The following is a 26,806-nucleotide window of genomic DNA, read 5'->3' as shown; positions in this document are numbered from 1 at the left end:
ACAGGCCCGCAATGTCATTGAAATTCTTACGTTTGAGCTGGCGCAAAGTCGCCGCGGCCGCCCTAGCAGCCAGCCTGCTGGCGCCAGCCATCGCGGCGGCCGCCGAGCCGTTGCCGGCCGCCGTGCGCATCGCCGTCGTGGCCCGCACGGCGCCGTCCGGCAAGACCGTGTTTGCCGGCTCGGCCGCCCAGGTGGCATCCCAAGGCTGGCTGGCGGCCGAGCTGGGCAAGCTGGGCGTGAAGCTGGAATGGGTGCCCGTCACGACCAATTCCGTGGCGACGCAGGTCAACGAAGCGTTTGCCAACCATTCGATCGACCTGGCCCAGTATGGCGATCTGCCGTCGATTATCGCCAATGCCTCGGGCTTGCAGACGCGGCTGATCCTGCCCGGCGGCAGCGCCAACAATACCTATCTGGTGGTGCCGAACGGCTCGACGGCCAAGTCGATCAAGGACTTGAAGGGCAAGAAGATCGCGCTGCACCGTGGCCGGCCGTGGGAATACCCGTTCGCGCGCTTGCTGGAAGCCAATGGCATGAGCTTGCGCGACGTGAAAATCCTCAACCTCAATCCGCAGGCGGGCGCGGCGGCCGTGGCGACCGGTGGCGCGGATGCCTTCTTCACCCTCAGCGATGCTTTCCTGCTCGAGGATAAAAAGGTGGGCAAGATCATCTGGGCCAGCAAGGCGCCGCCGCAGGACTGGAAGATGCGCGCCGAACTGTGGGCCGACAGCGGTTTCCTGAAAAGCTATCCGCAGCTGGCCCAGCTGGTGGTGACGGCCTATGTGCGCGAGCACCACCGGGCCGCCGGCGCTGGCGGCGAAGATGAATACGTGCGCACCGAGGCGGCCGCGGGCCAGGTGGAAAGCGTGGTGCGGCGCGAACTGGCGGGCGACCATACGCCATGGCAGGCGCGCTGGTCGCCCCTCTTTACGGCCAGCCTGCGCCAGCATTACGTGGGCGAGGCGGCGTATGCGAAGAGCGCGGGCCTGATCGGGCGGCCCCTGCAAGTGGACAGCCTGTTCGCGCCCCAGTTCGTCAACCAGGCGCTGGCGCAGCTGAAATTGCAAACTTACTGGGCGCCATGACTTCCTTGACTATCGCCTTGCCGCGCGCCCCTGCGCCAGCGCGTGCGGCTTCTGTTCCCTGGCTGCGGCGCTTCGTGCGTTCGCCCTGGTCCGTGTGGGCTTCGCCGCTGGCCTTGCTGCTGCTGTGGACGGCGGCCACCACTTGGGAGTGGATGCCCGCGCACATCTTGATGTCGCCATGGCAAGTGCTGTTGACGTCCCGCGACCTGGCCGAGAGCGGCGAACTGGGCCAGCACCTCGGCATCAGCCTGTTCCGCCTGCTGGCCGGTTTCTGCCTGGGCGCCAGCGGGGGGCTGGCGTTTGGCGTCGTGCTGGGCCTGTCGCCGGGCTTGCGCAGCTATGTCGACCCCACGTTCAATGTCTTGCGCCAGCTGCCCACGGTGGCCTTGATTCCCCTGTTTATCTTGCTGTTCGGCATAGGCGAGAGTTTCAAGGTGTTTATCGTGGCCAAGGCCAGTTTCTTTATCGTCGCGCTTGCTGTGCATGACGCCATCCGCAACCTGTCGCAGCGCTATTTTGAGGTGGCGCAAGTGTATTGCTTTTCGCGCTGGCAGCGCATCCGCCTGATCGTCCTGCCCGCCATCGTGCCGGCCGCGCTGACGGGCATGCGCATTGCCCTGTCGCGCTCGTGGATGGTGCTGGTGGGCGCGGAATTGTTGGCCGCCGACAGCGGCCTGGGCCAGATGATGGAAATGGGCCGGCAAATGTTCCGCCTCGACGTGGTGATGGTGGGCGTGGTGCTGACGGGTGTGATCGGCTTTGGCCTGGACCGGCTCTGCCACACGCTGGAAGCACGGCTGATGCGCTGGAAACGTAGCGGAGAGAACACATGAAACAGCGTTTAGTACTGCTCATCAAGGGCGCGCTGCTGCCGCTGGCCTTGCTGGGCGCCTGGCAATGGGCCTCGGGCCAGGGCGCGGCCGCCGCCTACATTTTCGTGTCGCTGGGCGACCTGGCGCACAGCTTGCGCGACTTGCTCGTCACGGGCGAGCTGTGGGTGCATTTGCGCGCCAGCCTGGGCAGGACGTTGGCCGGCTTGCTGCTGGGCGGCAGCGCCGGCATCGTCACGGGCGCGCTGATGGCGCAGTCGCCGCTGGCGGACCGGCTGATCGGCCCGCTGTTCCACAGCATTCGCCAAGTCCCGCTGCTGGGCCTGATCCCCTTGCTGGGCTTGTGGGTGGGCAATGGCGATGGCGCCAAGCTGCTGGTGATCGCCATCGCCGCCTTCTATCCCACGGTGCTCAACACGTATGCGGGCATGCGCCAGGTGGAAGGGAGACTGCGCGAAGTGGGACAGGTGCTGACCCTGACGCGCTGGCAAACCTTGCGCCAGATTCTGTTGCCGGGCGCCATGCCGGCCATCGTCACCGGTATCACGCATGCGCTGGCGTTCGCCTGGCTCGCCTGCCTGGGCGGCGAACTGCTGTTTTCGGCTGGCCCCGGCATGGGTTCCTTGCTGCTCAATGGCGAAGTGTCGGGCCGCATGGACGTCGTTTTGCTGGCCGTGCTCGTCATCGCCTTGCTGGCGCAAGCGATGAACGTGGCGTTCGCGCGTCTCGCGCGTTTGCTGGTGAAGGGGCGCAGCAGTGAGTGAATCCCCGCCATTCCAGCCAGACGCGGCCGCCAGCGCGCGCGAAGGGGCGCTGCGCGCCTTCTTGCTGCGCTTTATCGGCCTGACCTTGCTGTCGGGCGTGACCATCGGCATGAACAAGGTGCTGGCCACCTTGCTGGGCTTGCATCTGCACGTGAGCAATTTCCAGCTGGCCGCGATCAGCAGCGCGGAAACCCTGGCCATGGCGCTCGGTACCATACCGGCCGGCTATATCTTGTCGCGCGGTAGTCCGAAGCATTTGTATGCGGGAGTGAGCCTGAGCCTGGCGCTGGCCTTTTGCGTGCTGCCGTGGCTGCCCGGCTGGCAATGGGTGGCCCTGCTGATGTTTCTCGTCGGCCTGTGCATCTCGCTGCGCATTGTTGCCATGAGTACGGTGTTTCTCGTGCGCCTGCCGGAACTGGGGCAGGGCAAGGCCGGCTGGTACAAAGGCACATTAATCCTCGGCATGCAGTTCCTGGGGCCTTTGTGCGGCAATTATTTGATCGCGCAACTGGGGCTGAAGGCGGGCTTTTTGATCTCCGCCCTGATGTTCGCCATCCTGGCCGTACTGGGCTGGCAAGTGTTACCCAGCAATACGGCGCCGCGCAAGCTGGAAGGCCGGGCCTTGTTGCCCGGAGCGGCCAGCCTGCGCGAACTGCTGGGCCTGCCTATCGTGCGCGTGACTTACCTGTTTGAAATCCTTGCCAGCTTCACGGCCTCCAGCGTGGGGGTGTTTTCCATCCTGCTGGCCATCCGCGTGCTGCATTGGCCTGCGCATCACTCCGTCTGGCTGATGGCCGTGCAGGGCTTGAGCTGCGTGCTCGTGCTGCTGTTCCTGGGGCGCTTCGTGCTGGCCAGCCGTCACCGCGAGCAACTGTATGGCGGCGCCCACCTGGCCATCATGGCCGCCTTGCTGATCCTCGGCCTGTGGCCGAACAGCATCGCCTACCTGGCTGCCTCCGTGCTGCTGGGCCTGGGTCTGGGTGTGAATAACCTCGTCAATACGGACAATATCGCCCGTGCGCCCGTCGACAAGGCCCGAGTCTCGGCCCACTTGACCCTGTTCGGCATGGTGGGCGGCACGGCTGGCGCGCTGGCGGCCGGCCGCCTGGCCGACCTGACGGGGCTGCGTAATGTGTTCCTGATCTGGCTGGCTCCGTGGCTGGCCGCCTGGCTGGTTTTCCACGGCAGCCGCTGGCTGCGCCGGGCGCCGCCCGCCGCCATTCCTTCCCTCGCCCCCACCGCAGAGAGTGCGCCATGAATGATTTCGTTTCCCCTTCGGCCTTGTCGCCGCAACAGCAGCACCTGAGCGGCGGCTTGCAAGTGCAGCACGTGAGCAAGTCGTTTTCGCTGAAAGGCGCGCCGCTGCCTGTGCTCGACGATATTTCCCTGACGATTGCTCCGGGCGAATTCGTCGCCATCGTGGGCGCGTCCGGTTGCGGCAAATCCACCTTGCTGCGCCTGCTGGCGGGCCTCGACACGGACTACACGGGCTTGCTGCTGCACGATGGCGTGCCGATTCGTGGCACGGACTTGCACCGGGGCCTCGTATTCCAGGATCACCGCCTGTTTCCCTGGCTGACGGTGCAGCAGAACGTGGCCGTGGCCTTCAGCAATACCAGGGTACCGCTGGCCGAGCGCGCCGCGCGCGTGGCGGCGGAAATTGCGCGCGTGGGCCTCGACGGCTATGCGGATGCTTATCCCCATCAATTGTCGGGTGGCATGTCGCAACGGGCGGCGATTGCCCGCGCCCTCGTGGGGCGGCCCGACGTGCTGCTGCTGGACGAGCCGCTCGGTGCGCTGGACGCGTTGACCCGTTTGCGCCTGCAGCAGGAACTGCGCCGTTTGTGGCAAGACGAAGGCATCACCATGGTCATGGTCACGCATGACATCGATGAAGCCGTCTACCTGGCCGACCGCATCGTCGTGCTCGACGCGCGTCCCGGCAAGGTGCGCCGGGTGCAAGACGTGCCGCTGGCCCACCCGCGTCAGCGCGGTTCGCCCGGTTTTGTGTCCATCCGCGATGGCTTGCATGCGGATTTCAGCGACCTCGACGAATCGCATGCGCCGGTGGCGCAGGAGGAACACCCCAGCAGCTTGTGGGATGGTAATGAATGGGCGCGCAGGATGGCGCTGTAGTTTCCTTTTTGACTGGTCCACCCACTCTGGAGATACACCATGAGCAATGACACACTCGACACCCTGTGGTACACGCGCTGTCCCGTCCCCACGGGCCTGGGCATTTCCCTGCAGCAAGGCTGGCTGGAAGAGGCGTTGCGCGCCGACGGCACCAGCTTGCGCTCCTTGCGCGAATCCGACCAGGAAGCCGTGCGCGAATCGCATTTCGACCATACCTTGCAGAATTCCGTGCGTCACGGCGGCAATATTCCCGCCCTGTGGGCGCGCGCGGCGGGGCGCGAGACGCGCGTCATCGGCCTGTCGTGGTCGGACGAGACGCAGCTGATATTGACCTTGCCCGGCAGCGGCATCGAGACCGTGCGCGACTTGAAGGGGCGGCGCTTCGGCTTGCCATTATGGGCCAAGGCGCAGATCGACTTTGCGCGCGCGCAAGCCTTGCGCGGGCTGGAAAACGCGCTGAGCCTGGAAGGGCTGGCTGTTGATGACGTGGAACTGGTCGGTTATGTGGTCAATACGGGCCAGAGCGAGACGGCGCCGGAGAAGGGCGCGGCGACGAATCTGTTCAGCGGTACGCGGCGCGGCGGCCAAAGTCCGGAACTGCTGGGACTGCTGCGGGGCGAGGTGGACGCCATTTTCCTGAAAGGCGCGTCAGCGGCCCAGCTGGCGCAGCAGTTCGGCTTGCATACGGTGATCGACACGGGCATCCATCCGGACCCCTTGATCCGCGCCAACAACGGCACGCCGCGCACCCTGAGCGTCGATGCGCACTTGCTCGACAATCATTTTGCTTCCGCCGTGACCCTGGTCGACCAGGTGCTGCGGGCCGAAGCGTGGGCCCGTGGCCATGCGGACGAAACGCGGCGTTTCCTCGCGCGCGAATCGAATGCCAGCGAGCATTGGGTGCAAGTGGCCTACGGCAAGGATGCCCATCTGCGCCTGGACACGGATCTGGCGGAAACGTCGGTTGCCGGCTTGCAGGACTTCAGCGACTTTTTGTTCCGCTGGAACTTCCTGCCCAGCAAGGTCGACGTGCGCGCGTGGATCGATCCCCGTCCTTTCGACGCGGCGCTGGCGCAGACGCGCCGGGCGGCTTGAGCGGGAAGCACGTCAACAGTGGCCATGTTCGATGATGAGGAGAATGCGATGCGGCGACGCACGGTGATGGGCGGTCTGGCCTTGCTGCCCCTGGCGGGACAGGCAGTGTCGGCGGTGTCGGCAGCGAAAGGGGCGGGGGCGCCGCCGGCGGCCCTGCGCATCGCCTCGACGGGTTTTGCGGAAAACGGCAAGGCGGAGCTGGGCGGCATCGCTTACCGGGTACAGCAGGAAGGCTGGCTGGCGCGCGAACTGAAGCAACGGGGCGTGCGGCTGGAATGGCTGCCCGTCACGGGCGACACGGGCGCGACCATGAATGAAGCGTTCGCCAGCGGCCGCATCGACATGGCCGCATACGGCGACTTGCCATCCGTCATCCTCAACGCGGGCGGCGTGCGCACGCAGGTGATCGTGCCGGCGGGGCGGGGCACGGACCAGTTCTTGCTGGTGCCCACCGGTTCGCGCGCCACGTCCCTGGCCGACCTGAAGGGCAAGCGCATCAGCGTGCACCGGGGCCGGCCGTGGGAACTGGGCTTGCGCCAGCTGATCGCCGACCAGCGCATGTCGCCGACGGACTTTCGTTTGATCAATATGGATTTGAAACCGGGCACGGCCGCGCTGGCCACGGGCGCCGTCGATGCCTTGTTCATGATCAATGGCTATCCGCTGGAAGACAAGGGCATCGGCCGCATCATCTGGTCCAGCAAGGGGCTGCCCGAACGCAAGATGCGGGCGGAGCTGTGGGCGCGGCGCGACTTTACGCAAGCCCATCCCGACATCGCCGAACTGGTGGCCACGGCCTGGCTGCGGGCCCAGCACTGGGCGGCGCTCGATGGCAACCGCGAAGCGATCATCAAGGATGGCACGCGCAATGGCACGCCCGACAGCGTGGTGCGGCGCAGCTATGACGATCCGGGCTTGCCGTGGAAGGAGCGCTGGTCGCCCCTGTACGACGACGCCGTGTACCGCCATTACCGCCGGGTGCTGGCGTTTGCGCAGGAACAAAAGCTGATCCGCCAGCCCCTGACGGCGGAGGAATTGCTGGAACCGCGTTTTGTCGCGGCAGGCTTGAAAAAGCTGGGCCTGGCCAGTTACTGGGAGCCGGCCAAGGTGTAGTTCTGGAAGACGGGCGCGTGGCTCAGTGCGGCAGGCACACGCGTCCCGCCACATTGACCACGTCGTCGCCCGCATGCGCGCGCAGTTGCAGCAGCATCAGGGCCACGCCCAGCATCAGCGCCGCAGCGCAGAGTTTCTTGTGCATCGTCTTTTCCGTTCCTACGTTCACTGAAGGTTTGCCGTCATATTATTGCCGAAATTCATCGTGCGGGCCGGGCTTGTGCCTGGCGTGCTTTACAATTATGCATCTTGCGCATCCGCGCCATCTGAATTGTATGCATAGTATGTGAAGGGAATGACAAGCCTGTGACTTCCAAGCCGATCAAGATCGCCGCCACCGTCGTCGTGGCTCTCGCCGCTGGGGCCGGCATTTATAGCTACACCCGGCCCGCCGCCACCGCCACGCCGGGCGCTCCCGCCGCGGGCAGCCCGGCCGCCGCGCCGCACTCCGCCGTCGATACGGCCGCCGTGGCCAGCCAATTCCGCGACTTGCTGGGCAATTTCCGCAAGATTATCGTGCTGCTGGCCGACGAGCAAAGCTTGCCCGAAGGCGCGCGCGACGAAGCCCGTAAAGTGGGCCAGGCCCTGTTCCATGAAAACCAGGAACGCATCGCCAGGCTCGATGCCGCGCTCGACCAGCTGACGGCGCCCGCCAATCCGGGCCGCTTCGAAGCGCTCGACAGCCTGTTGACGTATATCGAATCCGATCCCGGCCTGTACGACGCGGACCGCCTGGCTTTCCGCGAACTGCTGCAAAGCATGCTGGCCGACGTGGCCAAGGATTCGTCCTTGCCGGCGATCAAGCTGCACAAGCGCATTTCCGAAGACCTCGACGCGCTGGGCGAGATCGAGCGCAATTACGAGAAGGAAATCCGGCAGATCTTCGGCAACCTGGGCCAGCGCGCCATCGAGCTCAAGCGCGAACGGTGGGACGATTACGTGGCGCAGCTGAAAAAACGCTACAGCCGCGAACAGATCCTCAAGGAAAACGGCATTGTCGTGCCTTACACCGTGCCACCGGCAGGTTCCATTCCGGAAGCCAAGCCGGCGCCAAAAAAAGATGAAGCGGAAATCTTCGGCCTGGGCTTGCCGAAGAAAACCATCGTGCTGACCTTCGACGACGGCCCGCACCGCCGTTATACGGAAGAAATCAGCGCCATTTTGAAACAGTACGGCGTGCCGGCCGTGTTTTTCAACGTGGGCCGCAACCTGGGGTCGCTCGATGCGGAAGGCCACGCCAAGCTGAACGCGGGCGCGGAAGTGAGCCGCAAGCTGATGAAAGAGGGCTATGCCGTGGGCAACCACAGTTTCAGCCATGCACAGCTGTCGAAACAGACGGGCGACAAGCTGAAGGGCGAAATCCTCGGCACCGACACTTTATTGAAAGCCATCAGCCCCGAGCGGGCCGCGCTGTTCCGCTTTCCGTATGGCGCGCGCAACAGCGAAGGCATGGCCGCGCTGGCCGATGCCCATCTGAAATCCGTGATGTGGAATATCGACTCGCTGGACTGGGCCGACCCCGTGCCCAGTTCCATCACGAACCGGGTGCTGGCGTCCGTCGACAAGGCGGGACGCGGCATCATTTTGTTCCATGACATCCACGAACGCACGGTAAAAGCCCTGCCGGCCGTGCTCGACAAGCTGATCGCCGAAGGCTATCAATTCGCCGGCTGGGATGGCACGAGCTTCCAGGTGGCGAAAAGCACGGCGCCCGCGCCCGAGAAAGTGCCCGTCACCACCGGTTACGCCAATTCCTGGGCCGTGGTGATCGGCATCGACGATTACGCGAAGTGGCCGAAATTGCAATATGCGGTGCGCGACGCGCAAGGCATCCGTGAAACCCTGATCGAGAAATTTGCGTTCGCGCCCGAGCGTGTCGTGACCTTGAAGAATGGCGAAGCGACGCGCAACAACATCCTGGCCGCCTTCCACGACAAGCTGGCACATGGCGGCGTGCAAAAGAATGACCGCATCTTCGTCTTCTTCGCCGGCCACGGCGCCACGCGCAGGCTGAGCTCCGGGCGCGACCTTGGCTACATCGTGCCCGTCGACTCCGACCCGGCGCAGTTTGCCACGGATGCGATCCCGATGACGGAAATCCAGAATATCGCGGAGTCCCTGACGGCCAAGCACGCGTTCTTCGTCATGGACGCCTGCTACAGCGGCCTGGGCCTGACGCGCGGCGCCGGTTCCAACTCCTTCCTGCGCGACAACGCCAAGCGCATCGGCCGGCAAATGCTGACGGCCGGCGGCGGCGACCAGCTGGTGGCTGATGGCGGGCCGAACGGCCACTCCGTGTTCACGTGGACCCTGCTGCAAGGGCTGGCGGGCAAGGGCGACCTGAACGGCGATGGCCTCATCACGGCGACGGAGCTGGCGGCCTACGTGGCGCCTGCCGTGTCCAGCGTGTCGAACCAGACGCCCGCATTCGGCAGCTTGCCCGGTTCGGAAGGGGGCGATTTCGTCTTTGAATTGCCGGGCGAGACGGAATTCCTCAGCCCGAACACGACGCAGCTGTCGACGGAAGCCATTGCCCTGAACAGCAAGCTCGACGCCAAACCGGCGGCGGCCAGCGTGACGGTCAAGGATTTGCAGGGCGGCGAACAGAAGATCGTCACGCCGGGCGCCGTGCCGAGCTCGACGCGCCAGCTGGCGCAGCGGGCCAACGACCGTGGCTTGCAGCTGTACAAGGAGAAACAGTATGCGGCGGCGGAAGCGCAATTTACGGAAGCGCTGAAATTGCGTCCCGATTTCGCGCTGGCGGCCAACAACCTGGGCTTTGTCTTCTACAAGCAGGAAAAATACCGCGAAGCGGCCCGCTGGTTTGAAAACACGGTCAAGATGGACCCGTCGCGCGCCATCGCCTATCTGAACCTGGGCGACGCGTATGCCAAGGCCGGCGATGCGGCCAAGGCCAAAGCCGCCTATAAAACCTATCTGGAACTGGCGCCGACGGCGGCCACGGCGCCGGCCGTGCGGCAAAAGATGGAGAAGCTGTAGTTGGCCAATACTTTGCCCATCGTCCACGTGTTTGCCTGCAGCGGCCGTTTCCCCAGCTGGGAGGCGCTGCAGGACTACCTGTCGCCCACGTACACGGAGGATGGCGATGCCGTGCCATCGCCATTCATCCTGGAAACGGGCCTCACGTGCTACGAGCCGGCCTGTTTTGAAAGCGCGATGCTGGCGTCGCCCGCGCCGCTGGCGCAGTTGCTCGATGGCGTGTCGTATCCCGACAGCTGGCTGGCGCAGGCCTGCGCTGACGCGGATGGGCAGGGCGTGCTGGCCGACACGGCCGTCTGCGTGTTTGCGCCGAACCAGCTGTCGCACCCCCACCGCAGTTCGCTGCATTACGTGGGCAGCTATGCCTACGCCGGTGGCTGAGCGCCATCCTCGCGCTGCTCATGCAGTAGCTTGTTGATTGCCGCCAGCAGGCTGGTGCCCGACGTGGTGATGAAACGGGCGCCGGCCGCCTGCGCTTCCGTGCCGTAGCTGGCGACCGTATCCTTGCTGCAATATACGACGATGGGCAGTTCCGGCAAGGTCTGGCGCACTTCGCGCACCGTGCGCACGCCCGCATCCTTGATGCGCCGGCGGTTTTCCACCCGTGCCATGTCCGTGATCAGCAGCGCATACGGTTTCTGTTGCAGCATGGCCAGCGCCTGCCGTGTCGACACGGCCTGGTCCACCTTGATGTTTTCCCGTTCCAGCTGTTCCACCAGCAAGGTATTGTTGCGCGGATGGTCGTCCAGCCACAGCACCAGGCTGGCCGGCTTTTGCGCCATCGGCACGCCGGCCAGGGCCGTGACTGGCGCGCCGCCGTCGGGCGGGTAGGCCAGCAGCAGCTGCGTGACGGCTTCCTGCATGTCATCGAGCGACTTTTGCTGCAAGCGGCTCAGTTCCGTCACCTCGATTTCCTTGCCGCTCTCCAGGCGCACGGATTCGTTCTTGACCATGCTGTCGGCCCGCTTGATCATGATGGACAGGTAAATGCGCGTAAGCAGGTAGCCGATCAGGAAACCATGCACGGAAAAGAACAGCATGATGCCGCCGACCACCGCCATCGCCGTGGCCGTATCCGTGGCCAGGCTGGGCGCGATAAAGGCGGCCATGCTGCGCGCGCTGCCAGGCAGGCTTTTGAGTTCGATCAAGCCCACGCCGACGATGATTTTCGTCAACCAGTCCGACACTTCCACCAGATTCGAATTGATTTCCATGGGCGTGGGCGTGCCCAGGAACAGCGTATTGCTGGGGGCGGCGGTGGCCGTGTCGGTCCCTGCGGCCGGCGGCTCGTCCGTGGGACGGCTCTTGCCATTGTTCCGCTCGTCGGGCGGTGCGGCGCTGACTGTGCCCGATGGCAGGCTGCGCGGGATGCCGAACAAAAAGCCCAGCAGCATGCCGCTGACGCAAAATCCCAAGCTCCACAGCAGGACCGGCACGGCCTGGTAGTAGGGCGGCAGCAGGGCGCCCGCCATCACGGCCAGCAAGCCCGCCAGCAAGATGAACAGCAGGATGTACGGCAGCACGTCGCGCTTGCGCACGGCCGCCGTGACGCTTTTGCTCGCCTTGCCGGCACTGTCGCTCAGGTCCACGGTCGCTCCTTGAAAAATGCTGAATCCAGGCAGCCGGCCTGCCGCGTATATATCCCGTAGGAGCCTGTACTGACATCATAAAAAGGGGAGACGCGATGCGGTTGATAAAACGCAAACAGCTGGCGGCTTGTGCGCTGGCATTGCTGGGCTTGGGGCACCAGGCGGCGGCCCAGGTCCAGGCCGAGGCGGCTCCAGTCGCCGATGAAACACGCACCGTGCGCGTGACTGGCCACTACGACAACGCCGTCGGCACGTCGGACGCGGCCAGCCAGGGCGTCATCACTACTGAGTTGATTGTCAACCGGCCCGCCTTGCGCACGGGCGAATTGCTGGAATTCGTGCCCGGCCTGATCGTCACCCAGCACAGCGGCGACGGCAAGGCCAACCAGTATTTCTTGCGCGGCTTTAACCTCGACCATGGCACGGATTTCGCCACCTATGTCGACGGCATGCCCGTCAATATGCGCACGCATGCGCACGGGCAAGGCTATTCCGACCTCAATTTCCTCATTCCCGAGCTGGTGCAGCGCATCGATTACAAGAAGGGGCCGTATTTCGCCGGCGAAGGCGATTTCGCCTCGGCGGGCGCGGCGCGCATCCGCCTGGCCGACAAATTGCCGCAGGGCCAGGCCAGCGTCTCCGTCGGCCAGCACGGTTATGTGCGCGCCATCGTGGCCGATTCTCTCGACGCCGGACAAGGCACCTTGCTGTATGGCCTGGAGGTGAACCGCAACAATGGCCCCTGGGACGTGCCGGAGCGCGTGCGTAAATACAGCGGCGTGCTGCGCTACAGCCAGGGCACGCCGGACGACGGCTTCAGCGTGACGGCCATGGCCTATAAAAACAGCTGGAACGCCACCGACCAGGTGCCGCTGCGCGCCGTGGAATCGGGCCAGATCGGCCGTTTCGGCAGCCTGGCACCCAGCGACGGCGGCGACACGTCGCGCTACAGCCTGTCGTACGCGATGCGCAAGCGCACGGACAACCGGCTGTTCGAGCTCGACGCCTACCTGATCCGCTCGCGGCTGGACCTCAATAGCGACTTCACGTATTTCCTTGCCGATCCGGAACAGGGCGACCAGTTCCAGCAAAGCGAGCGGCGCACGGTGGTGGGCGTGAACGCCAGCGAAAGCTGGACCATGGAGCTGTTTGGTCTTCCCCTGCGCAACAAGCTGGGCGTGCAGGCGCGCCATGACCGGCTGTCGCCCGTGGGTTTGTACAACACGGTGGAGCGCGTGCGGCAAAGCGCGGTGCGCGAAGACCGGGTGCGCGAAAGCAGCATCGGTCTCTACGGCGAAAACACGGTGCAATGGCTGCCCTGGCTGCGTTCCGTGGCGGGCGTGCGCCATGACGCCTACCGTTTCAATGTGGACAGCAGCATAGACGGCAACAGCGGCTCGGCGAACGACCACGTGGTGTCGCCGAAACTGTCATTGATACTTGGGCCGTGGAGCAAGACGGAGTTTTTTGTCAATTACGGCAAGGGCTTCCACAGCAACGATGCGCGCGGCACGACGCAGACGCGCTTGCCCGACGGCACGCCATCCACGCCCGTCACGCCGCTGGTGCCGACGAAAGGCATGGAACTGGGCGCGCGCACGGAATGGCTGCCGGGCCTGCAAAGCTCGCTGGCCCTGTGGCGCCTCGACATCGCGTCGGAATTGCTGTTCGTCGGCGACGCGGGCGAGACGGAGGCCAGCCGCGCCAGCCGCCGCCACGGTATCGAGTGGAACAACCACTACATCGCCGCACCGTGGCTGCTGTTCGACCTGGACCTGGCCGCTTCGCGCTCGCGCTACACGGAAAATGATCCGGCCGGCAATTTCATCCCCGGTTCGATCGACAAGGTGGCGTCGTTCGGCGTGACCGTGACGGACCGGGGCCCGTGGTCGGGCGCCTTCCAGCTGCGCTACTTCGGCCCCCGTCCCCTGATCGAGGACAACAGCGTGCGCTCGGCCTCGACGACCCTGGCGTATGCGCGCGTGGCTTACCAGCTCAACCGCAAGACGCGCGTCTCGCTCGACGTATTCAACCTGTTCGACAAGCGCGCCAGCGACATCGACTACTACTATGCCTCGCGCTTGCCTGGGGAAGCAGCGGAAGGCGTGAACGACCGGCATTTTCATCCGGTGGAACCGCGTTCCGCGCGCCTGACCTTGTCGTATGCGTTCTGATAACGCTACACTGGGGCATGACCGATCACCTAGTACAAACCAGTAAATTCCTTTCCCTTATCCTGCGCCACGCGCCCGAAAAAATCGGCCTCGCGCTCGATGCCCAGGGCTGGGCTGACATCGGCCAGCTGCTGGCGCTGGCGGCCCAACATGGCCGCCGCATTTCCCGTGAACAATTGGATGAGGTGGTGGCGCGCGACAGCAAGACGCGCTACGCCATCAGTGCCGACGGCTTGCGCATCCGCGCCAACCAGGGACATTCGCTGGCCGCCGTCGATATCGCCTTGCCGCCGTCCACGCCGCCCGCCATGCTGTTCCACGGCACGGCCAGCCGCTTTGTCGAGGCGATCCGCGCCGGCGGCTTGCTGCCGGGAGCGCGCAAGCACGTGCACCTGTCGTCCAGCCGCGAAACGGCCGTGGCCGTGGGCGCGCGCCATGGCAAGCCCGTCGTGCTGACGGTGGATGCTGCCGCCATGCGGGCACAGGGCCACGCATTTTATGTATCGGACAATGGCGTGTGGCTGACGCCGGCAGTGCCGGTGGCCTTCATCGGCTTTCCCTGACTAATTAATGACTTAGCGCTTTGGCCCTGGCTTGCCCCTGGCGCTTGCGGCGCCAGATCAGCACGCCCGTCACGCTCAGGCCCGCCACCAGCACGCCCATGGCGCAAATGAACAGTTTGAAGGGCCAGCCCCACATCGAGGCCATGTGCAGGGCGCTGATCCAGCTGCGGATGGTGTCGCCGCTGGCCGCTCCCGTGGGCAGCCAGGTGGCCAGCTGCCGGCCGCTGGCCGCATCGAAAAAGACGGTGGTCAGGCCCTTGTGGGCGCGCACGTCGCGGCTGCTGCGCACGTTGTAGCTGTACACGCCCAGCGCGCGTTCGTAGGCCAGCGCGTTTTCCTCGACGATGGTGAATGCGTGCTGGCGCGCCAGCGCGTCCATCAACTGGCGGCCCTGCGCGCGCGCGGCAGGCCAGTCCAGCCGCGGCCCCGGCGACGGCGTGTGCCGCGCGACGATTTCTTCGGCACCCTGGTGGGCAAACAGTGGATGCATGACGGCCGCATACGCGCCGTACAGGTTGAAGGCGACGCCGCTCCAGGCAAACACCAGCAGCATGGCCCACAGCCACAGGCCGCCCGCGCGGTGCAGGTCGAACACCAGTTTATAGCTGCCGCCGTTGCGGCGCAGCAGCCATGACGGGCGCCAGCGCAGCAGCCACGGTTTGCTGCCCGGCGAGCGTTTTTTCAGGCGCGCGGGGAAGGTCAGGGCGGCGCCGATGAAGCAGTCGACCGTCCACACGATGGCGATCAGGCCGAATATCAGCAAGCCTGTGTCGCCCAGCGCCAGCGCGTAATGCAGGCGCTCGATGAAGGGCAGCAGGTTGATGGCGCCCTGGCTGATCTCGCCCCAGCGGCGCTGGTCAAGTATCGCACCCGTGTAGGGATCGACGAATACTTCGTCGCTGACCAGCGGGGCGTCGTCCGCCGGACGCAGGTAAAACACCATGCTGTGGCCTTGTGGCGCGGACAGCGGCGCGTAGCTGACCTGTGCCTGGGGAAAGCGCGTGGCGACGGACTCGCGCAGCAGCAGGGCGTCGAGCGGCACCGCACCAGGCGTGGGCGGCGCTACGCGGAAGACGGCGGGCAGCATGGCTGCCTCCAGTTCATCCTTCCACGCGAGCGCGCTGCCCGTCACGCCGGTCACGATGAGGAAGCCGGCCATCAGCAGGCCGGCATAGCGGTGCATGGCCGCCAATGCCGGCCGAACTTGCAGCGATGGCATCAGAAGCGGTACATGGCGCTGACGTTGGCCGTGCGTTCCGCATTGCGGTAGCACAGGTTGGGCAGGTAGCCGCAGTCATACAGGGTTTGCTTGTTCAGCACATTGTTGACGTTGAGGGCAAACTGCCAAGGACCGCGCGACACGCCCAGCGCCGCATCCCACTGCGTGATGCCGCCATTGCGGATATTCAGGTTTTCGCCGTCGGAGTTCGAGCGCATGGCGCCGAGAAAACGCATGCCCAGTGCCGCATACGCGGGCAGGCTGCCGGCCAGCGTGAACGATTGGCGGGCCCAGGCCGAGGCGCTATGGCGCGGCGCGCCCGCTTGCTGCAAACCCAGGTCGCCATTGTTGCTCTTTGTGACCTCCGTATCGAGGTAGGTGTATTGGGCGATCAGGCTCAGACGGCTGGCGAACTCCGTGCGCGCTTCCAGTTCGACGCCGCGCGACTTGACCTGGCCCGTCTGCAGCAGGAAACCCGGATTCCCGATGTCGGACGTGGAGACATTGTCGCGCACCAGGTCGAACACGGCTGCCGTATAGCTGGCGCGCTGGCCTACGGGTTCGTAGCGGACTCCGGCTTCGAACTGCTTGCCGCGCGACGGTTTCAAGGCGCCGCCGCCCATCGTCGTGCCCAGTTCGGGCGAGAATGAACTGGCATAGCTGACATACGGCGCCCAGCCGTCATCGAACAGGTAGACGGCGCCCAGGCGGCCCGTGGTGGCCGATGGCGACTGGTGGTAGTCCGGTTTGACGGCGCCGGTATTGAGGTCCGTGACGTCGCGCGATTGCGTGGCCTTGTCGCGGCGCAGGCCGGCAGTGACGACCCAGCGGTCCCATTTCAATTGATCCTGCGCGTACAGGCCCAGCTGGCGCGAAGGGGCATCGGCGCGCGTGGGCGCCTTGGACGGGACCAGGGGCTGCTTGCCGTACACGGGCTGGTACAGGTCGAGCGGCTCGATGAAGCCCCGCTGGTGGCGGTAGTCGTCCGTGTTGCGGATGTTCGCGTAATCGACGCCCAGCAGCACCTGGTGCGTCAGGTCGCCCGTGGCAAATCGCGCCTGCAGCTGCGTGTCGGCGAACAGGCTTTTCGACGCCGTATCGACAGGCATGAAATAGCGCTCCACCGTGCCATCGTCATTCAGGCCCAAGGGGAACATGTCCGTGCGGTCGTTCTTCAGGCGCGTGTAGCGCAGGTTCTGGCGCAGCGACCACGTATCGTTGAATGCGTGCTCGAACTCGTAGCCCAGCATGGTGTTGCGGCGTTTGAAGCGGTTATCGTCGCCCATCAGGTTCAGACTTGGGTCGACCTGGCCGCGCGGGCCCGGGTGCAGCAGCTGGTTCGGGAACGCGTACTGCTGGTTGTCCTGCTCGTAGCGAGCCAGCAGGGTCAAACGCGTGGCGGGGCCTGCCTGCCAGGTGAGCGAGGGGGCGAAGTACAAGCGGTTGTCGCGGTCGCGGTCCAGCCGCGTATGGGCTTCGCGGCCCAGCATGACGACCCGGTAAGTCCAGGCGCCTGGCGCGTCGAGGGTGCCGCCCACGTCGGCTTTCAGCTGGCGGCGCTGGTAGCTGCCGTACTCAATTCCCACTTCGCGCACGGCGTCCGCGCTGGGACGCTTGCTGACGGCGTTGACCATGCCGCCCGGCGGAATTTGCCCGTACAGCACGGACGCGGGGCCGCGCAGCACTTCCAGGCGTTCCAGGCCATACGGTTCGATCGAGGCGCCAAAAGTGCGGCCCGAGTTGCGCAAGCCATCTTGCAGGATGCCGTTCGTCTCGATGGTGAAGCCGCGCAGCAGCGAGGAATCGTCGCTGCCCAGCGGGCGCTGGTTCGGCGTCACGCCCGCCGTGTAGCGCAGGGTTTCGTCGAGCGACTCGGCATTGCGGTCGCTGATTTCATCGGCCGTGACGACGGACACGGATTGCGGGTTTTCATTGAGCGCCGTATCCGTCTTGGTGGCCGAGCCGGCGCGCCGCGCCACGTAGCCGCGTACGGGACCCGTCGCCGTTTCGCGTTCGCTGCTGGCATTGATGGTGATGGCGGGCAGGGTGGCGCTGGCCTGGGCCGGCGCGGCTGCCGGCGCTGGCGCAGTATCCGGCCGCAGCGCATACGCGCCGTTGGCGCCCGCCACCACGCGCACGCCCTGGCCGCGCAGCAGCTCCTCGAAACCCTGGCGCACCGTGTAGCTGCCCGCCAGGCCGCCGCTGCGCTTGCCCTGCAACAGGGCCGCGTCGGCCGACAGTTCCACGCCGGCCGCGCTGGCGAACGTGGTCAAGGCCCGTTCCAGCGGTCCGGCGGGGACCGCGTACTGGCGCTTCGCTTGCGTATTCTCTAACGTCTGCGCGTGGGCGGCGGGGGCCGTGACGGCGACGGCGCCCACGGCGGCGCCTGCGAGGAACAGGGCCTGGATGGCGGCGGCGAGGGGGAACGGACGCAGTTTGTGCGCGGGTGCGGTCAGGCGAGGGGGCATGGTGCAAATCCTTGGAAAGTGGCGGGAAAAAATCGGTTCTTCCCGTATTCCGAACGAAAAGCCAAAACCCTCAACGTTTTTTCACTTATTTTTTCAGGCGGCCTGGCGCGGCCCCACGCTGACCCAGTAGCGCGTGCGGTAAACCAGCTGCACGGGCAGGCTGGCGGCCAGGTTGGCCAGCGAGCGGTTCGTGTCGCGCAGCGAATACACGCCCGTCACGCGCAGGCCGGCGATCGATTCGTCGCAGCGCAGCACGCCGTGGCGGTAGCGCCCCAGCTCGGCCAGCAGCTCGTCCAGGCGCATGCGCTCGGCCACCAGGCTGCCATCGGCCCAGGCGGCGGCGCTGTTTTCGACGTTCGTCACATCTTGTACTTCCAGGCGCGTGTAGCCGGCCTGCTGGCCCGCCTGCAGGTGCAGGGCGGGGGCGCCGTCCTGCATCGGCTGTAGGGCGACTGCCCCCTGGAACACGGCGACACGGCTCTCGCCTTCATCGAGGCGCACGCTAAAACGCGTGCCCAGCGCCGTGGCCGTGCCTTGCGGCGTTGCCACCAGCAGCGGACGGTAGACGGGCGCCGTTTCGTGCGCGCTGGTGACGAGGATGGCGCCCGCGCGCAGCACGATGCGCCGTTCATTGGCGCCGTGGCGCACGTCGATGGCGCTGGCCGTGTCGAGCACCACGTGCGTGCCGTCGGCCAGCACGATGGCGCGCGTCTCGCCGACCGACGTGCGGTAATCGCTGGCGGCGCGTTGCCACAGGCCGGACTCGTGCGCCAGCAGGGCCGTGCCGCCGCCCGCCGCGATCAGCCCTAGCAGCTGCAAGGCGCGCCGGCGGCCGGCGGCATGGCGCGGCGCCGCCGCCAGGGCGTTGCGCGCCACGTCGCGCGGTAACGCCTCGAATTGCCGGGCGAAGCGCTGCAGCCGGGCCCAGGCCCGTTCGTGTTCGGGGTTGGCGGCGCGCCAGGCGGCGCAGGCGTCCGCATCGGCCGCGCTGGCGTCTTCCGCCCACAGCCGCGCCATCCACTCGGCGGCGCGCTGCAGCACGGCGGGGGCGATGGGGGCGCTGTCCAGCTGGGAGCTCATGCGAATTGCGCCGCGCAGCAGGCCAGCAGCGCGCGGGCGATGTATTTTTCCACCGACGAGACGGAAACGTCCAGCCGTGCGGCGATGTCGGCGTAGCCCATGCCTTCGAGCTTGCACAGCAAGAAGGCGTCGCGCACTTTAGCGGGCAGGCTGGCGAGGATGGCGTCGATTTCCATCAGTGCCTCGACGATCAGCGCGCGTATTTCCGGCGTCGGTGCGGCCGCTTCCGGCTGCGCGGCGATGGCGTCCGCGTAGGCTGATTCGATATGCCGGCGGCGGAACAGGTCGACCACGAGGCCGTTGGCGATCTGCGCCAGGTGCTGGCGCGATTCGTCGCGTCCGGGCGCGCGGCCCCGCGCGAGGATGCGCAGATAGGTGTCGTGCGCCAGGTCGGCCGCATCGAAGGCGTTGCCCAGCTTGCGGCGCAGCCAGCCCTGCAGCCAGCCGTGGTGGTCGCTGTAGAGCACTTCGATTTGCCGATGCAGTTCCAGTTCGGGGCGTAGCATGCAACCTTTCCATGCCATGGTCCGCGGACAAACAGGCCTTGATGCGATTGAGAATTGTTCGTATTGTAGCCCGGTTGTGCGTGCTTGTGGCTCGCTTGTGGCCGGCTAGTGGCTGTTCAACAACGCCATCAGCTTGAAATCAGCTTGATGTCGACCACTCTCTCCACCAGCCAGACGGCCGCCACCAGGGCGATGGCCAGCGAGCCGACGGTCAGCACTTGCCGGTACAGCCAGGTCTTGCGCAGCAGCCAGGCGGCGGGCAGGAACGCGGCGACGATGGCCAGTTGGCCCAGTTCCACGCCCACGTTAAAGCCCAGCAGGCTGGCCATCAGGGAACCCTGGGGCAAGCCCAGGTCGCGCAGCACGCTGGCAAAGCCGAAGCCGTGGATCAGGCCAAACGCGAAGGCGGCCACGGGGCGCTTGCCGCGGAACAGCGGCAGCAGGTTGTTCAGCGCGGCCAGGATCACCGAACCGGCGATGGCCGATTCCACCCAGCGCGATGGCAGCGAGATGAGCGACAGGCTGGCCAGGCTCAGGGTGATGGAATGGGCAAGCGTAAATGCCGTGACGACTTTCAGCACGTCATAAAAAGCCGCCTTCAGACCCTGCTGCTGTTCGCGCAAGCCCGGCAGCAGCACGGCCGGCAGCAGCAGTGACAGCAAAAACAAAATATGGTCGTAGCCGATCCAGATATGCCAGACGCCGTGTTTCACATAGGCGCGGAACTGCGCCGGGCGGTCGGGCGCGGCCAGGGAAAGCGTCTGGCGCGCGCTGTCCGGGTCGAAGATGGCCGTTTGCGTGGAACCACCGCTATTAATCTTGAACAGTCCCTTGTGCTGCGGATCGAGGTCCGCGAACAAGGTGTAGCCGATGGCAAGGCTGGCCGGCGCAGCGCCGGGGCAGCTGGCCTGGAAGCGCAGCACGCTGTAGGCGCCGTCCGTATGGTTGTCGATCAGTTGTTCGACGGCTTTCAAGGGGCACGCGCCCTGGTCGCTGGCCACTTGCAGGCGCTGCAGCGCGTAGGCGGCGATGGCCTCGTGGCGCGCGCGGATTTCATCCCACGTCAGGGCGCCGTCGCCATTGCCATCGAGGCCGATGGCGAAATCGAGGTCGCGCAGGGCGATATCCCATTGTCCTTCGATCTGCTGGCCGTGGACCTCCAGGCTCAGGTAGCTGTCGCTGGGCTTGTGGGCTTGCGCGGGCGCGAACCAGGCGCACAGCAGCAGGATGAAAAGGCAGCGTTTCATAGCGCACCTGCCTTCTTCGCAGAGCTGATTTTCGCATCATCCTGCGGCCCCAGCTGCCTGACGAGGCGCTGCAAGGCCACGTCTTCCACGCCATTGGCCGCGATCCAGGCCAGCACGGGCTGTGCCGCCGTATAGTTGCGTGCGGCCAGCGATGCTTCCAGCAAGATGCGCATGTCGGGCACTTCTTTCTGGATGGCCCAGTTTTTCTGCGCCAGTTGCAGGGCGGCGGGAATATCCTGCTGCAAAAACAGGGCGAAGCGGGCCTGTTCGCGCTGGTGCACCGTGTCGCCGCGCTGCATGGCGGCGTTGAAGCGGGCCGCCAACTCCGCTTTCGCCGCCAGGAAGGCGGCCTGCTGGCCGGGCAGCGCTTGCAGGGCCAGCGCGTAACGCAGCAGCAGGGCGTCGATGCGCTGCCGCTCTTTCAGCAGCTTGGCGACTTCCTGCGGGCGCTGCCGGTCGAGCAGGAAATCCGCGTAGGCGCCCAGCAGATAGCTGTCGCGCGGCTGCTGCGCCAGCGCCTTGGTGTAGCGGGCCTCGGCCAGCGCCCGCTCTCCGCGCCGCGTGGCCATTTCCGCCAGCAGGGTTGCTGCCCAGCTTTCCAGTTCGGGCGCCGCGCCGGCGCTACGCTGCAAGGTCAGGTCCAGCAAGCGCTCGCTGGCGGCGGCGCGGCCCGTGACGCTGGCGATGTTGGCAAGGCAGGTGATGGTGACGAGCTGTGTTGTCAAGGCCGACAGCCGGGCGCAGCTGGCGGTCGCCTTCGCGTAGTCGCCCTGCACTGTGAGCACGGTGGCGCGCGTCAGCCACGCTTGCCCGTTGGCCGGCTCCTGCGCGATGACAGCGTCGAGATCCTGCAGGGCGGGGCCGAAATGGTGGGTGCTTTGCAAGATGGTGGCGCGCAGCAGGCGCACGGGGACGGGCGGCGCCGCTTGCCGCCACCAGGGCGCCAGCGCCGCTTGCGCATAGCCCAGGTAGCGCGGATCCGTGTCGCTGCGGGCCAGGGCAATGTAGCGTTGCGCCAGGCCGCTGGCCAGAGCCAGGTCTTGTGGTTTGGCGTCGAGTTGCTGGCGCAGGCCGCGCAGGGCCAGTTGCGTGGCGTCGGCGCGGCGCGGCAGCTGTTCGATGACGGCGCTGCCGTCTTTCGGCGTGTAGGGCGCGGCCCATGCCAGCAAGGGCAAACAGGCGCACAGCAGGGAAATCGGTGTTTTCATCGTGGACGCCATCGACGGGAATGGGCAAGGGCGCCGGGGAGCTGACTCCCCGGCGCCCGATGGGGCTTACAGAGGCACCGGCTCCGTATTCTCCGGAGACGTCGCCATGATGGCGTCGATGCCGACGCCGTCCTTGTCATCGCTGGTGGTCAGGATGACGTTGCTGACGGCCACATAAAAAGAGTCGAGCAGGACGACGGGCGGAGGATTGACGCCGCCGTTATCGCCGCCGTGGCTGCTGCTACCGCCGCCACCGCAGCCGGCCAGCAGGGCCGTGAACGCCAGGGCGCCGCATACATAGAGCTTTTTCATCGCATTCTCCTGGTTACAGCTGCGGCGAACCGGCCACGGGATTTTTCAGGTAGGGGAAGCCTGCCGTGAACGACGTTTCGTCGAGGAAGGCGCCATCCGTGAAATGCAGGCCGCCGGCCGGGGCATCGCTTGGGGCGCAGCCGATGTTCAGGGTGCACAGCTTGCCCATGGCCACGCGCAGGACGACGTCGACCACGTCGTCGCCGGGGCGGCGGCCGTTCGGGAAGCCCGCGTTATCGCCGCCGATGACGCCGAGGCGGTTTTGCGCACCGACGTTGGTGGCGGCGATGGACGTATTCAGGCGCAGCATTTCCGATGCCGTCACGGTGACGGGCTGGTTCACGCCCTTGATGCCCGTCAAAAAGGTGGCGACCAGATCGTTGCGGGGAAAGTTGGTGGGCGCCTTGGCGCCGGCCGAGCCGTACAGTACTTCCACCAGGGCTGGCGCCGTGGGGTTGGTGACATAGTCGGCAAATTGCGCGTCGCCCGAGGGCTTGCTGGCGTTGAAGCGGTCCTTGTCCTTCAGGCCGATCACCAGTTCATTTACCAGCGGCATGCCCAGGCGCGACACTTGTACCCACGCGCCGCCTTCCTTCGAAGCCGCGGTGGCCGTGCCCGGCGCCGGGTTCAGCAGGCGTCCCTGGCGCAGGCTGGCCGTGGTCCAGCCGCCGATGACGGGGTCGGCGCCGGCGGTCAGGCAGGCGGTCGGCACTTCCATCTCGATGGCCGTGACGTTTTTCTTGGCCAGGTCATCCTTGGCGGCCGACTCCGCATTCGCGGCAAATTCCGTGGCGGGCGCCTTGATGTTGATCAAGTCGAACGTTTCGCCCAGGTTGACCACGAACGGGTCCTTGCGTTGCCCGACGAACAGGCGCGCCGGCGTGGCGCAGCCGGGAATGTTGACGGCGTACACATGCTGCGCGGCATATGCGGCGTAGTTGGGAATGGCCTTGTTACCGATATTGTCGACGGGCTTGTCGAAAGTCGTGCCGCCGCCCGTGGCATTCGTGACGCTGCTGCGCGTGCCCGTGCGGCGGTCGCCCCGCACCACGGTCACGCTGTAGGTTTCGCGCACGTTCAGGCCGGCCGGGTTGACGGAATCGATGGCGCCGCCGTTGATGACGAGCGGAATCGAGACTTTCTTGCCGCCCACGGTGAACTGGCCATCCTTGATGGTGTTGGTGAAACGGAACTGGAAGGTGAGGTCTTCCTTGCCGTCGCCATTGTTGTCGATATGGATTTCGTACAGCGCGTTCGGGTCCATGGTGAAGTAATTCGGCCCGCCGTAGGCGTCCTGCAGGGGGATATAGTCGGCCACCAGCGTGGTGTAGGCACCGCGCCCCGTTTCATAGCTGCGGAACATATAGAAGTCGGTGGCGTCGACCTTGGGGTTTTGCGTGATGAACGGCGCTTCGCGGTGGCTGGAGGCGAAGGCCGATGGCGCGATCGCCAAGGCCAGCAGGTTGCCCAGGAGGGCGGCGCCCAGTGCGGTTTTCGAGTGTAACAATGACATGTCGATTCTCCCGATTTTTGTTAGCGTTGACAGATAAGTCCAAGAAACTGCAGGCTGCCTGACTTATACGAACGGCTACAAAAAACGGATTCAACTCTTTGTCAAAGTATGCAACTGACCTTGCCGCCTCCTTACCAGGCCAGCACTTTGGGGCCGAGGGTCGCGCCGATGGCGGTCGGCGCCAGCATGCCCAGCACATACCAGAAGCCGACGAAGCTGGCCGCCAGCTCGGGGCAATGCAGGCAATACACGAGGGCAGCCATGGCGCCGGCGGCAAACCCGGCCGCCGCGCCGGCCAGGCGCAGCCGCGTGGGCGCCAGCTGGCGCATCAGGCGCAGCACGGCGGCCAGGATGGGCAGCGACAGCAGGGCGATGAGCAAGGGGCAGCTGCGCCAGGTGGCGCCCCAGAACAGTTCCGCCCGTTGCTCGGGCGGCGCTTCGCTCAGGACGATGGCGCCCAGCGCCCACATCAGCAGCAGGGGCATGGCGAGCAGCAGGGGCAGGGCGCGCGTGGCGGCGCCCGGCACGCACAGGCGGCGGCTGACCTGCCAGGCCGCCAGGCAGAGGCAGCCGACAAAGCCCACCTTGATCCAGAAATCGGGCAGCTGGGCCAGCTGCTCCAAATTGGGCCGCACGCCCAGCAGCATGGCCATCAGGGCCACGCTGGCCAGCAGCCCGGCGCCCAACGTGGATGCGGTGCGCCAGTGCGTGCCCGGCGGCGGCGCGGCGGCCACGTCGGGGCCGTTGGCCAGCATGGCGATCAAGTCATCGGTTTTCATGGTGTCGTTATCCTCAAGTTGGCTGCCAGTGCCTTCAAGCCGCGATGTACGGCCACTTTGACGCTGGCTTCCGAAATCCGCATGGCGGCCGCCGTGTCGCGCACGGACCAGCCATCGAGCTTGGTGTGCACGATGGCGTCGCGCTGCTGCGCGGGCAAGGTGGCCAGCAGCTTGCCCAAGTCGCGGCTGGCTTCGGCCGCCTCGGCATCGGCGCTGGAAAACAGTTCCTGCGCGCTATCTTCTTCGTCGTACGGCAAGTGCTGCGCCTCGCGCCGCCCATGCCGGCGCAGCCAGTCGATCAACTTATAGCGCGCGATCGCATGGATCCACGACGTCAGCGGCACCCCCGTGTCATACGTCAACCGCTGGTTGTGGATGGCCAGCAGACACTCCTGCACCAGGTCTTCCACCTCGTCCGGCCAGCGCTGCAGGCGGCGCCGGAAAAACGCGCGCAAGTGCTGGCTGCTTGCCTGCAAAAAACTGCGGTAGGCCGCCGCATCGCCATCGAGCCCGCGCAGCATCAAGCCATGCAGCCGCAATTCCGTGCCATGCAGGCGTTCGCTTACAGGTATTCGTTGCATGCAGGCCTTTGGTGACAGGCGTTGGAAAAAATAAATTCAAAAATAATGGAGGGCGGCTGTAACCAATCCGCGGCATGCGGCGAATTGACAGGCAAGCACGCTTCTTAATTCAATATACCGGGTAAAGACCATGGACATCAAGCACCGCCTTGCAACACTGCTTTTACCCGTACTGAGCATGGCTGTGGCCGCCCCGGCCATGGCGCAGATGGTGTCCGGCCAGCGCTGCGCCGTGCAAAGCGGGCCGCAGACGGCGGCGCTGGTGGAGCTCTACAGCAGCGAAGGCTGCTCCAGCTGTCCGCCCGCCGACCAGCGCCTGAGCGCCTTGCGCAAGGAAGCGGGAGCGGCCAGCCTGATCGTGCCGCTGGCCTTGCACGTCACCTACTGGGACCAGATCGGCTGGACGGATCCGCTGGCGCAGGCGCAATTCGATGCGCGCCAGGCCGAATTGCTGCGCCACCAGCCGCGCCACGTGGCCTACACGCCGCAGTTTTTCGTCGGCGGCACGGAATTGCGCAGCTGGGATACGCAACTGCCGGCCGCCATCCGCCGCATCAACGCCACCGCCGCGCCCGTCGCTATCGGCCTGTCCGCCACGCCGGGGTCCGGTGGGAAGCTGGTGCTGGAAGCCAATGCCAGCGCGCCGGACGCGCAGACGCGCGGCCAGCTGTACGTGGCCATCAGCGAAAGCGCCATCGTGTCCAAAGTGCTGCGCGGGGAAAACCGGGGCGCCACCCTGCATCACGACGCGGCCGTGCGCCTGTGGCTGGGACCGGTTGCGATGTCGCAAGGCCGTGCCCAGCTGCGCCGTGAAGTCAACCTGCCCGCCAGCTGGCGCCCGGAGCGGCTGCAAGTGGTGGCCTTCGTGCAGCGCAGCGACAGCAGCGCCATCCTGCAAGCCGTCAGCACGGCATCCTGCGCGAAGGGAGCGATGTGATGAACGGACAAGCAAGCGTGATCCATCCAGCCTGGCTGCGCATCACGCACTGGCTCAACGCCGTGGCCGTCGTGGTGCTGGCCACCAGCGGCTGGCGCATCTATAACGCGGCGCCGTTTTTCCCGTTCGAACTGCCGCGCATCCTGACCCTGGGCGGCTGGCTCGGCGGCGCGCTGCAGTGGCATTTCGCCGCCATGTGGCTGCTGGTGGCCAATGGCTTGCTGTATCTGATCATTAATATCGTCTCGGGGCGGCTGCGGCGCCAGTTCTTTCCCTTGTCGCCGCGACTGCTGCTGGCCGATTTTGCGGCCGCGCTGAAGGGCAAGCTGGCCCATGCGGACCCGCGCCACTACAACATGGTGCAGCGCGCCGCCTACCTGTTCGTCATGCTCGACTGCATCGTGCTGGTGCTGTCCGGCCTGGTGCTGTGGAAATCCGTGCAATTTCCCCTGCTGCGCGAGCTGATGGGCGGCTACGAGAGCGCGCGCAGGGTCCACTTCATCGCCATGGCACTGCTGACGGGCTTTGTCGGCGTGCACCTGCTGATGGTGGCGCTGGTGCCGCGCACCCTGGTCGCCATGCTGCGCGGCCGCTAAGGAGATGAGCA

At 65.9% G+C, this 26,806-nt stretch carries 25 protein-coding genes; 13 read left to right on the top strand and 12 right to left on the bottom strand.

What is annotated here, in order from left to right; all coding sequences use genetic code 11:
* The first annotated feature begins 11 nt into the window (after positions 1-11).
* Genes IGS55_RS04220 through IGS55_RS04190 form a run of 7 tightly spaced genes read left to right on the top strand, consistent with a single transcriptional unit; the run spans position 12 to position 7,023 of the window.
* The gene (locus IGS55_RS04220; protein WP_230516135.1) at positions 12-1,085 is read left to right on the top strand and encodes an ABC transporter substrate-binding protein; all 1,074 of its coding nucleotides are present in this window, start codon (positions 12-14) and stop codon (positions 1,083-1,085) included.
* Positions 1,082-1,918: an ABC transporter permease gene (locus IGS55_RS04215; RefSeq protein WP_230516134.1), complete on the top strand. Its 837-nt coding sequence runs from the start codon at positions 1,082-1,084 to the stop codon at positions 1,916-1,918. Before IGS55_RS04220 ends, IGS55_RS04215 begins: the two co-directional genes overlap by 4 nt.
* Entirely contained in the window at positions 1,915-2,679 is a 765-nt protein-coding gene (locus tag IGS55_RS04210; RefSeq protein WP_230516133.1) for an ABC transporter permease, read from the top strand. Before IGS55_RS04215 ends, IGS55_RS04210 begins: the two co-directional genes overlap by 4 nt.
* Positions 2,672-3,937: an MFS transporter gene (locus IGS55_RS04205; RefSeq protein ID WP_230516132.1), complete on the top strand. Its 1,266-nt coding sequence runs from the start codon at positions 2,672-2,674 to the stop codon at positions 3,935-3,937. Before IGS55_RS04210 ends, IGS55_RS04205 begins: the two co-directional genes overlap by 8 nt.
* Positions 3,934-4,815 carry an ABC transporter ATP-binding protein gene (locus IGS55_RS04200; protein ID WP_230516131.1) on the top strand — a complete coding sequence of 294 codons (882 nt, stop codon included), beginning with the start codon at positions 3,934-3,936 and terminating at the stop codon, positions 4,813-4,815. The genes IGS55_RS04205 and IGS55_RS04200 overlap by 4 nt, the downstream gene beginning before the upstream one ends.
* 39 nt (positions 4,816-4,854) lie before the next feature.
* Positions 4,855-5,910, top strand: coding sequence for an ABC transporter substrate-binding protein (locus IGS55_RS04195; RefSeq protein ID WP_230516130.1), 1,056 nt, complete (start codon positions 4,855-4,857; stop codon positions 5,908-5,910).
* A gap of 48 nt (positions 5,911-5,958) precedes the next feature.
* Positions 5,959-7,023: an ABC transporter substrate-binding protein gene (locus IGS55_RS04190; RefSeq protein WP_230516129.1), complete on the top strand. Its 1,065-nt coding sequence runs from the start codon at positions 5,959-5,961 to the stop codon at positions 7,021-7,023.
* A gap of 22 nt (positions 7,024-7,045) precedes the next feature.
* On the opposite strand, the gene IGS55_RS27850 is transcribed toward IGS55_RS04190, so the two are convergent.
* A complete protein-coding gene (locus IGS55_RS27850; RefSeq protein ID WP_256267169.1) occupies positions 7,046-7,168 on the bottom strand; it encodes a hypothetical protein in 123 nt (40 codons plus the stop codon).
* Between the two features lie 161 nt (positions 7,169-7,329).
* Between IGS55_RS27850 and IGS55_RS04185 the strand changes: the two genes are divergently transcribed.
* Positions 7,330-10,023, top strand: coding sequence for a polysaccharide deacetylase family protein (locus IGS55_RS04185; RefSeq protein WP_230516128.1), 2,694 nt, complete (start codon positions 7,330-7,332; stop codon positions 10,021-10,023).
* Positions 10,024-10,404, top strand: a complete 381-nt coding sequence (locus tag IGS55_RS04180) for an immunity 22 family protein (protein WP_230516127.1) — start codon at positions 10,024-10,026, stop codon at positions 10,402-10,404.
* On the opposite strand, the gene IGS55_RS04175 is transcribed toward IGS55_RS04180, so the two are convergent.
* Complete coding sequence (locus IGS55_RS04175) at positions 10,389-11,612, bottom strand: response regulator (protein ID WP_230516126.1); 1,224 nt, start codon at positions 11,610-11,612, stop codon at positions 10,389-10,391. The genes IGS55_RS04180 and IGS55_RS04175 overlap by 16 nt on opposite strands.
* 95 nt (positions 11,613-11,707) lie before the next feature.
* On the opposite strand from IGS55_RS04175, the gene IGS55_RS04170 reads away from it, so the two are divergent.
* Both IGS55_RS04170 and IGS55_RS04165 read left to right on the top strand, forming a co-directional pair.
* A complete protein-coding gene (locus IGS55_RS04170) occupies positions 11,708-13,786 on the top strand; it encodes a TonB-dependent receptor (RefSeq protein ID WP_230516125.1) in 2,079 nt (692 codons plus the stop codon).
* A 17-nt stretch (positions 13,787-13,803) separates the two neighbouring features.
* Positions 13,804-14,349 (top strand): RNA 2'-phosphotransferase, encoded by a 546-nt coding sequence (locus tag IGS55_RS04165; protein WP_230516124.1) that lies wholly within the window; start codon positions 13,804-13,806, stop codon positions 14,347-14,349.
* A 4-nt stretch (positions 14,350-14,353) separates the two neighbouring features.
* On the opposite strand, the gene IGS55_RS04160 is transcribed toward IGS55_RS04165, so the two are convergent.
* From IGS55_RS04160 to IGS55_RS04115, 10 genes are all read right to left on the bottom strand, one after another.
* A complete protein-coding gene (locus IGS55_RS04160) occupies positions 14,354-15,532 on the bottom strand; it encodes a PepSY-associated TM helix domain-containing protein (protein WP_230516123.1) in 1,179 nt (392 codons plus the stop codon).
* A 35-nt stretch (positions 15,533-15,567) separates the two neighbouring features.
* Positions 15,568-18,036: a TonB-dependent siderophore receptor gene (locus tag IGS55_RS04155; RefSeq protein ID WP_230516122.1), complete on the bottom strand. Its 2,469-nt coding sequence runs from the start codon at positions 18,034-18,036 to the stop codon at positions 15,568-15,570.
* Between the two features lie 93 nt (positions 18,037-18,129).
* Complete coding sequence (locus IGS55_RS04150; protein WP_230516121.1) at positions 18,130-19,116, bottom strand: FecR domain-containing protein; 987 nt, start codon at positions 19,114-19,116, stop codon at positions 18,130-18,132.
* The gene (locus tag IGS55_RS04145; RefSeq protein WP_230516120.1) at positions 19,113-19,622 is read right to left on the bottom strand and encodes a sigma-70 family RNA polymerase sigma factor; all 510 of its coding nucleotides are present in this window, start codon (positions 19,620-19,622) and stop codon (positions 19,113-19,115) included. The genes IGS55_RS04150 and IGS55_RS04145 overlap by 4 nt, the downstream gene beginning before the upstream one ends.
* A 128-nt stretch (positions 19,623-19,750) precedes the next feature.
* Positions 19,751-20,869, bottom strand: coding sequence for a HupE/UreJ family protein (locus IGS55_RS04140; RefSeq protein WP_230516119.1), 1,119 nt, complete (start codon positions 20,867-20,869; stop codon positions 19,751-19,753).
* Positions 20,866-22,077: a hypothetical protein gene (locus IGS55_RS04135; protein ID WP_230516118.1), complete on the bottom strand. Its 1,212-nt coding sequence runs from the start codon at positions 22,075-22,077 to the stop codon at positions 20,866-20,868. Before IGS55_RS04135 ends, IGS55_RS04140 begins: the two co-directional genes overlap by 4 nt.
* A gap of 66 nt (positions 22,078-22,143) precedes the next feature.
* Positions 22,144-22,389: a hypothetical protein gene (locus IGS55_RS04130; protein ID WP_230516117.1), complete on the bottom strand. Its 246-nt coding sequence runs from the start codon at positions 22,387-22,389 to the stop codon at positions 22,144-22,146.
* Positions 22,390-22,402: 13 nt separating this feature from the next.
* Positions 22,403-23,902: a DUF4331 domain-containing protein gene (locus tag IGS55_RS04125; protein WP_230516116.1), complete on the bottom strand. Its 1,500-nt coding sequence runs from the start codon at positions 23,900-23,902 to the stop codon at positions 22,403-22,405.
* Between the two features lie 131 nt (positions 23,903-24,033).
* On the bottom strand, positions 24,034-24,681 hold the full coding sequence (locus tag IGS55_RS04120) for an NrsF family protein (RefSeq protein ID WP_230516115.1): 648 nt from the start codon (positions 24,679-24,681) through the stop codon (positions 24,034-24,036).
* Entirely contained in the window at positions 24,678-25,262 is a 585-nt protein-coding gene (locus IGS55_RS04115) for a sigma-70 family RNA polymerase sigma factor (protein WP_230516114.1), read from the bottom strand. Before IGS55_RS04115 ends, IGS55_RS04120 begins: the two co-directional genes overlap by 4 nt.
* 130 nt (positions 25,263-25,392) lie before the next feature.
* Between IGS55_RS04115 and IGS55_RS04110 the strand changes: the two genes are divergently transcribed.
* Together IGS55_RS04110 and IGS55_RS04105 are read left to right on the top strand one after the other, a co-directional pair.
* A complete protein-coding gene (locus tag IGS55_RS04110) occupies positions 25,393-26,199 on the top strand; it encodes a DUF1223 domain-containing protein (RefSeq protein ID WP_230516113.1) in 807 nt (268 codons plus the stop codon).
* Positions 26,199-26,795: a cytochrome b/b6 domain-containing protein gene (locus IGS55_RS04105; protein WP_230516112.1), complete on the top strand. Its 597-nt coding sequence runs from the start codon at positions 26,199-26,201 to the stop codon at positions 26,793-26,795. Before IGS55_RS04110 ends, IGS55_RS04105 begins: the two co-directional genes overlap by 1 nt.
* Positions 26,796-26,806 lie beyond the last annotated feature (11 nt).

Source organism: Janthinobacterium sp. EB271-G4-3-2 (assembly GCF_020858035.1).
Classification (GTDB): Bacteria; Pseudomonadota; Gammaproteobacteria; order Burkholderiales; family Burkholderiaceae_D; genus Janthinobacterium; species Janthinobacterium aestuarii.
Note: the sequence above shows the minus strand (reverse complement) of the source record. Positions and strands in the feature narration are given on the sequence as shown.

What these genes read in the sequence shown, in the direction of transcription:
- IGS55_RS04220 (WP_230516135.1), top strand. Translation starts at nt 12, where the DNA reads ATGTCATTGAAATTCTTACGTTTGAGCTGGCGCAAAGTCGCCGCGGCC.
- IGS55_RS04145 (WP_230516120.1), bottom strand. Translation starts at nt 19,622, where the DNA reads ATGCTACGCCCCGAACTGGAACTGCATCGGCAAATCGAAGTGCTCTAC.
- IGS55_RS04120 (WP_230516115.1), bottom strand. Translation starts at nt 24,681, where the DNA reads ATGAAAACCGATGACTTGATCGCCATGCTGGCCAACGGCCCCGACGTG.
- IGS55_RS27850 (WP_256267169.1), bottom strand. Translation starts at nt 7,168, where the DNA reads ATGCACAAGAAACTCTGCGCTGCGGCGCTGATGCTGGGCGTGGCCCTG.
- IGS55_RS04125 (WP_230516116.1), bottom strand. Translation starts at nt 23,902, where the DNA reads ATGTCATTGTTACACTCGAAAACCGCACTGGGCGCCGCCCTCCTGGGC.
- IGS55_RS04140 (WP_230516119.1), bottom strand. Translation starts at nt 20,869, where the DNA reads ATGAAACGCTGCCTTTTCATCCTGCTGCTGTGCGCCTGGTTCGCGCCC.
- IGS55_RS04135 (WP_230516118.1), bottom strand. Translation starts at nt 22,077, where the DNA reads ATGAAAACACCGATTTCCCTGCTGTGCGCCTGTTTGCCCTTGCTGGCA.
- IGS55_RS04155 (WP_230516122.1), bottom strand. Translation starts at nt 18,036, where the DNA reads ATGCCCCCTCGCCTGACCGCACCCGCGCACAAACTGCGTCCGTTCCCC.
- IGS55_RS04165 (WP_230516124.1), top strand. Translation starts at nt 13,804, where the DNA reads ATGACCGATCACCTAGTACAAACCAGTAAATTCCTTTCCCTTATCCTG.
- IGS55_RS04170 (WP_230516125.1), top strand. Translation starts at nt 11,708, where the DNA reads ATGCGGTTGATAAAACGCAAACAGCTGGCGGCTTGTGCGCTGGCATTG.
- IGS55_RS04190 (WP_230516129.1), top strand. Translation starts at nt 5,959, where the DNA reads ATGCGGCGACGCACGGTGATGGGCGGTCTGGCCTTGCTGCCCCTGGCG.
- IGS55_RS04150 (WP_230516121.1), bottom strand. Translation starts at nt 19,116, where the DNA reads ATGAGCTCCCAGCTGGACAGCGCCCCCATCGCCCCCGCCGTGCTGCAG.
- IGS55_RS04195 (WP_230516130.1), top strand. Translation starts at nt 4,855, where the DNA reads ATGAGCAATGACACACTCGACACCCTGTGGTACACGCGCTGTCCCGTC.
- IGS55_RS04160 (WP_230516123.1), bottom strand. Translation starts at nt 15,532, where the DNA reads ATGCACCGCTATGCCGGCCTGCTGATGGCCGGCTTCCTCATCGTGACC.
- IGS55_RS04130 (WP_230516117.1), bottom strand. Translation starts at nt 22,389, where the DNA reads ATGAAAAAGCTCTATGTATGCGGCGCCCTGGCGTTCACGGCCCTGCTG.
- IGS55_RS04215 (WP_230516134.1), top strand. Translation starts at nt 1,082, where the DNA reads ATGACTTCCTTGACTATCGCCTTGCCGCGCGCCCCTGCGCCAGCGCGT.
- IGS55_RS04115 (WP_230516114.1), bottom strand. Translation starts at nt 25,262, where the DNA reads ATGCAACGAATACCTGTAAGCGAACGCCTGCATGGCACGGAATTGCGG.
- IGS55_RS04210 (WP_230516133.1), top strand. Translation starts at nt 1,915, where the DNA reads ATGAAACAGCGTTTAGTACTGCTCATCAAGGGCGCGCTGCTGCCGCTG.
- IGS55_RS04105 (WP_230516112.1), top strand. Translation starts at nt 26,199, where the DNA reads ATGAACGGACAAGCAAGCGTGATCCATCCAGCCTGGCTGCGCATCACG.
- IGS55_RS04110 (WP_230516113.1), top strand. Translation starts at nt 25,393, where the DNA reads ATGGACATCAAGCACCGCCTTGCAACACTGCTTTTACCCGTACTGAGC.
- IGS55_RS04200 (WP_230516131.1), top strand. Translation starts at nt 3,934, where the DNA reads ATGAATGATTTCGTTTCCCCTTCGGCCTTGTCGCCGCAACAGCAGCAC.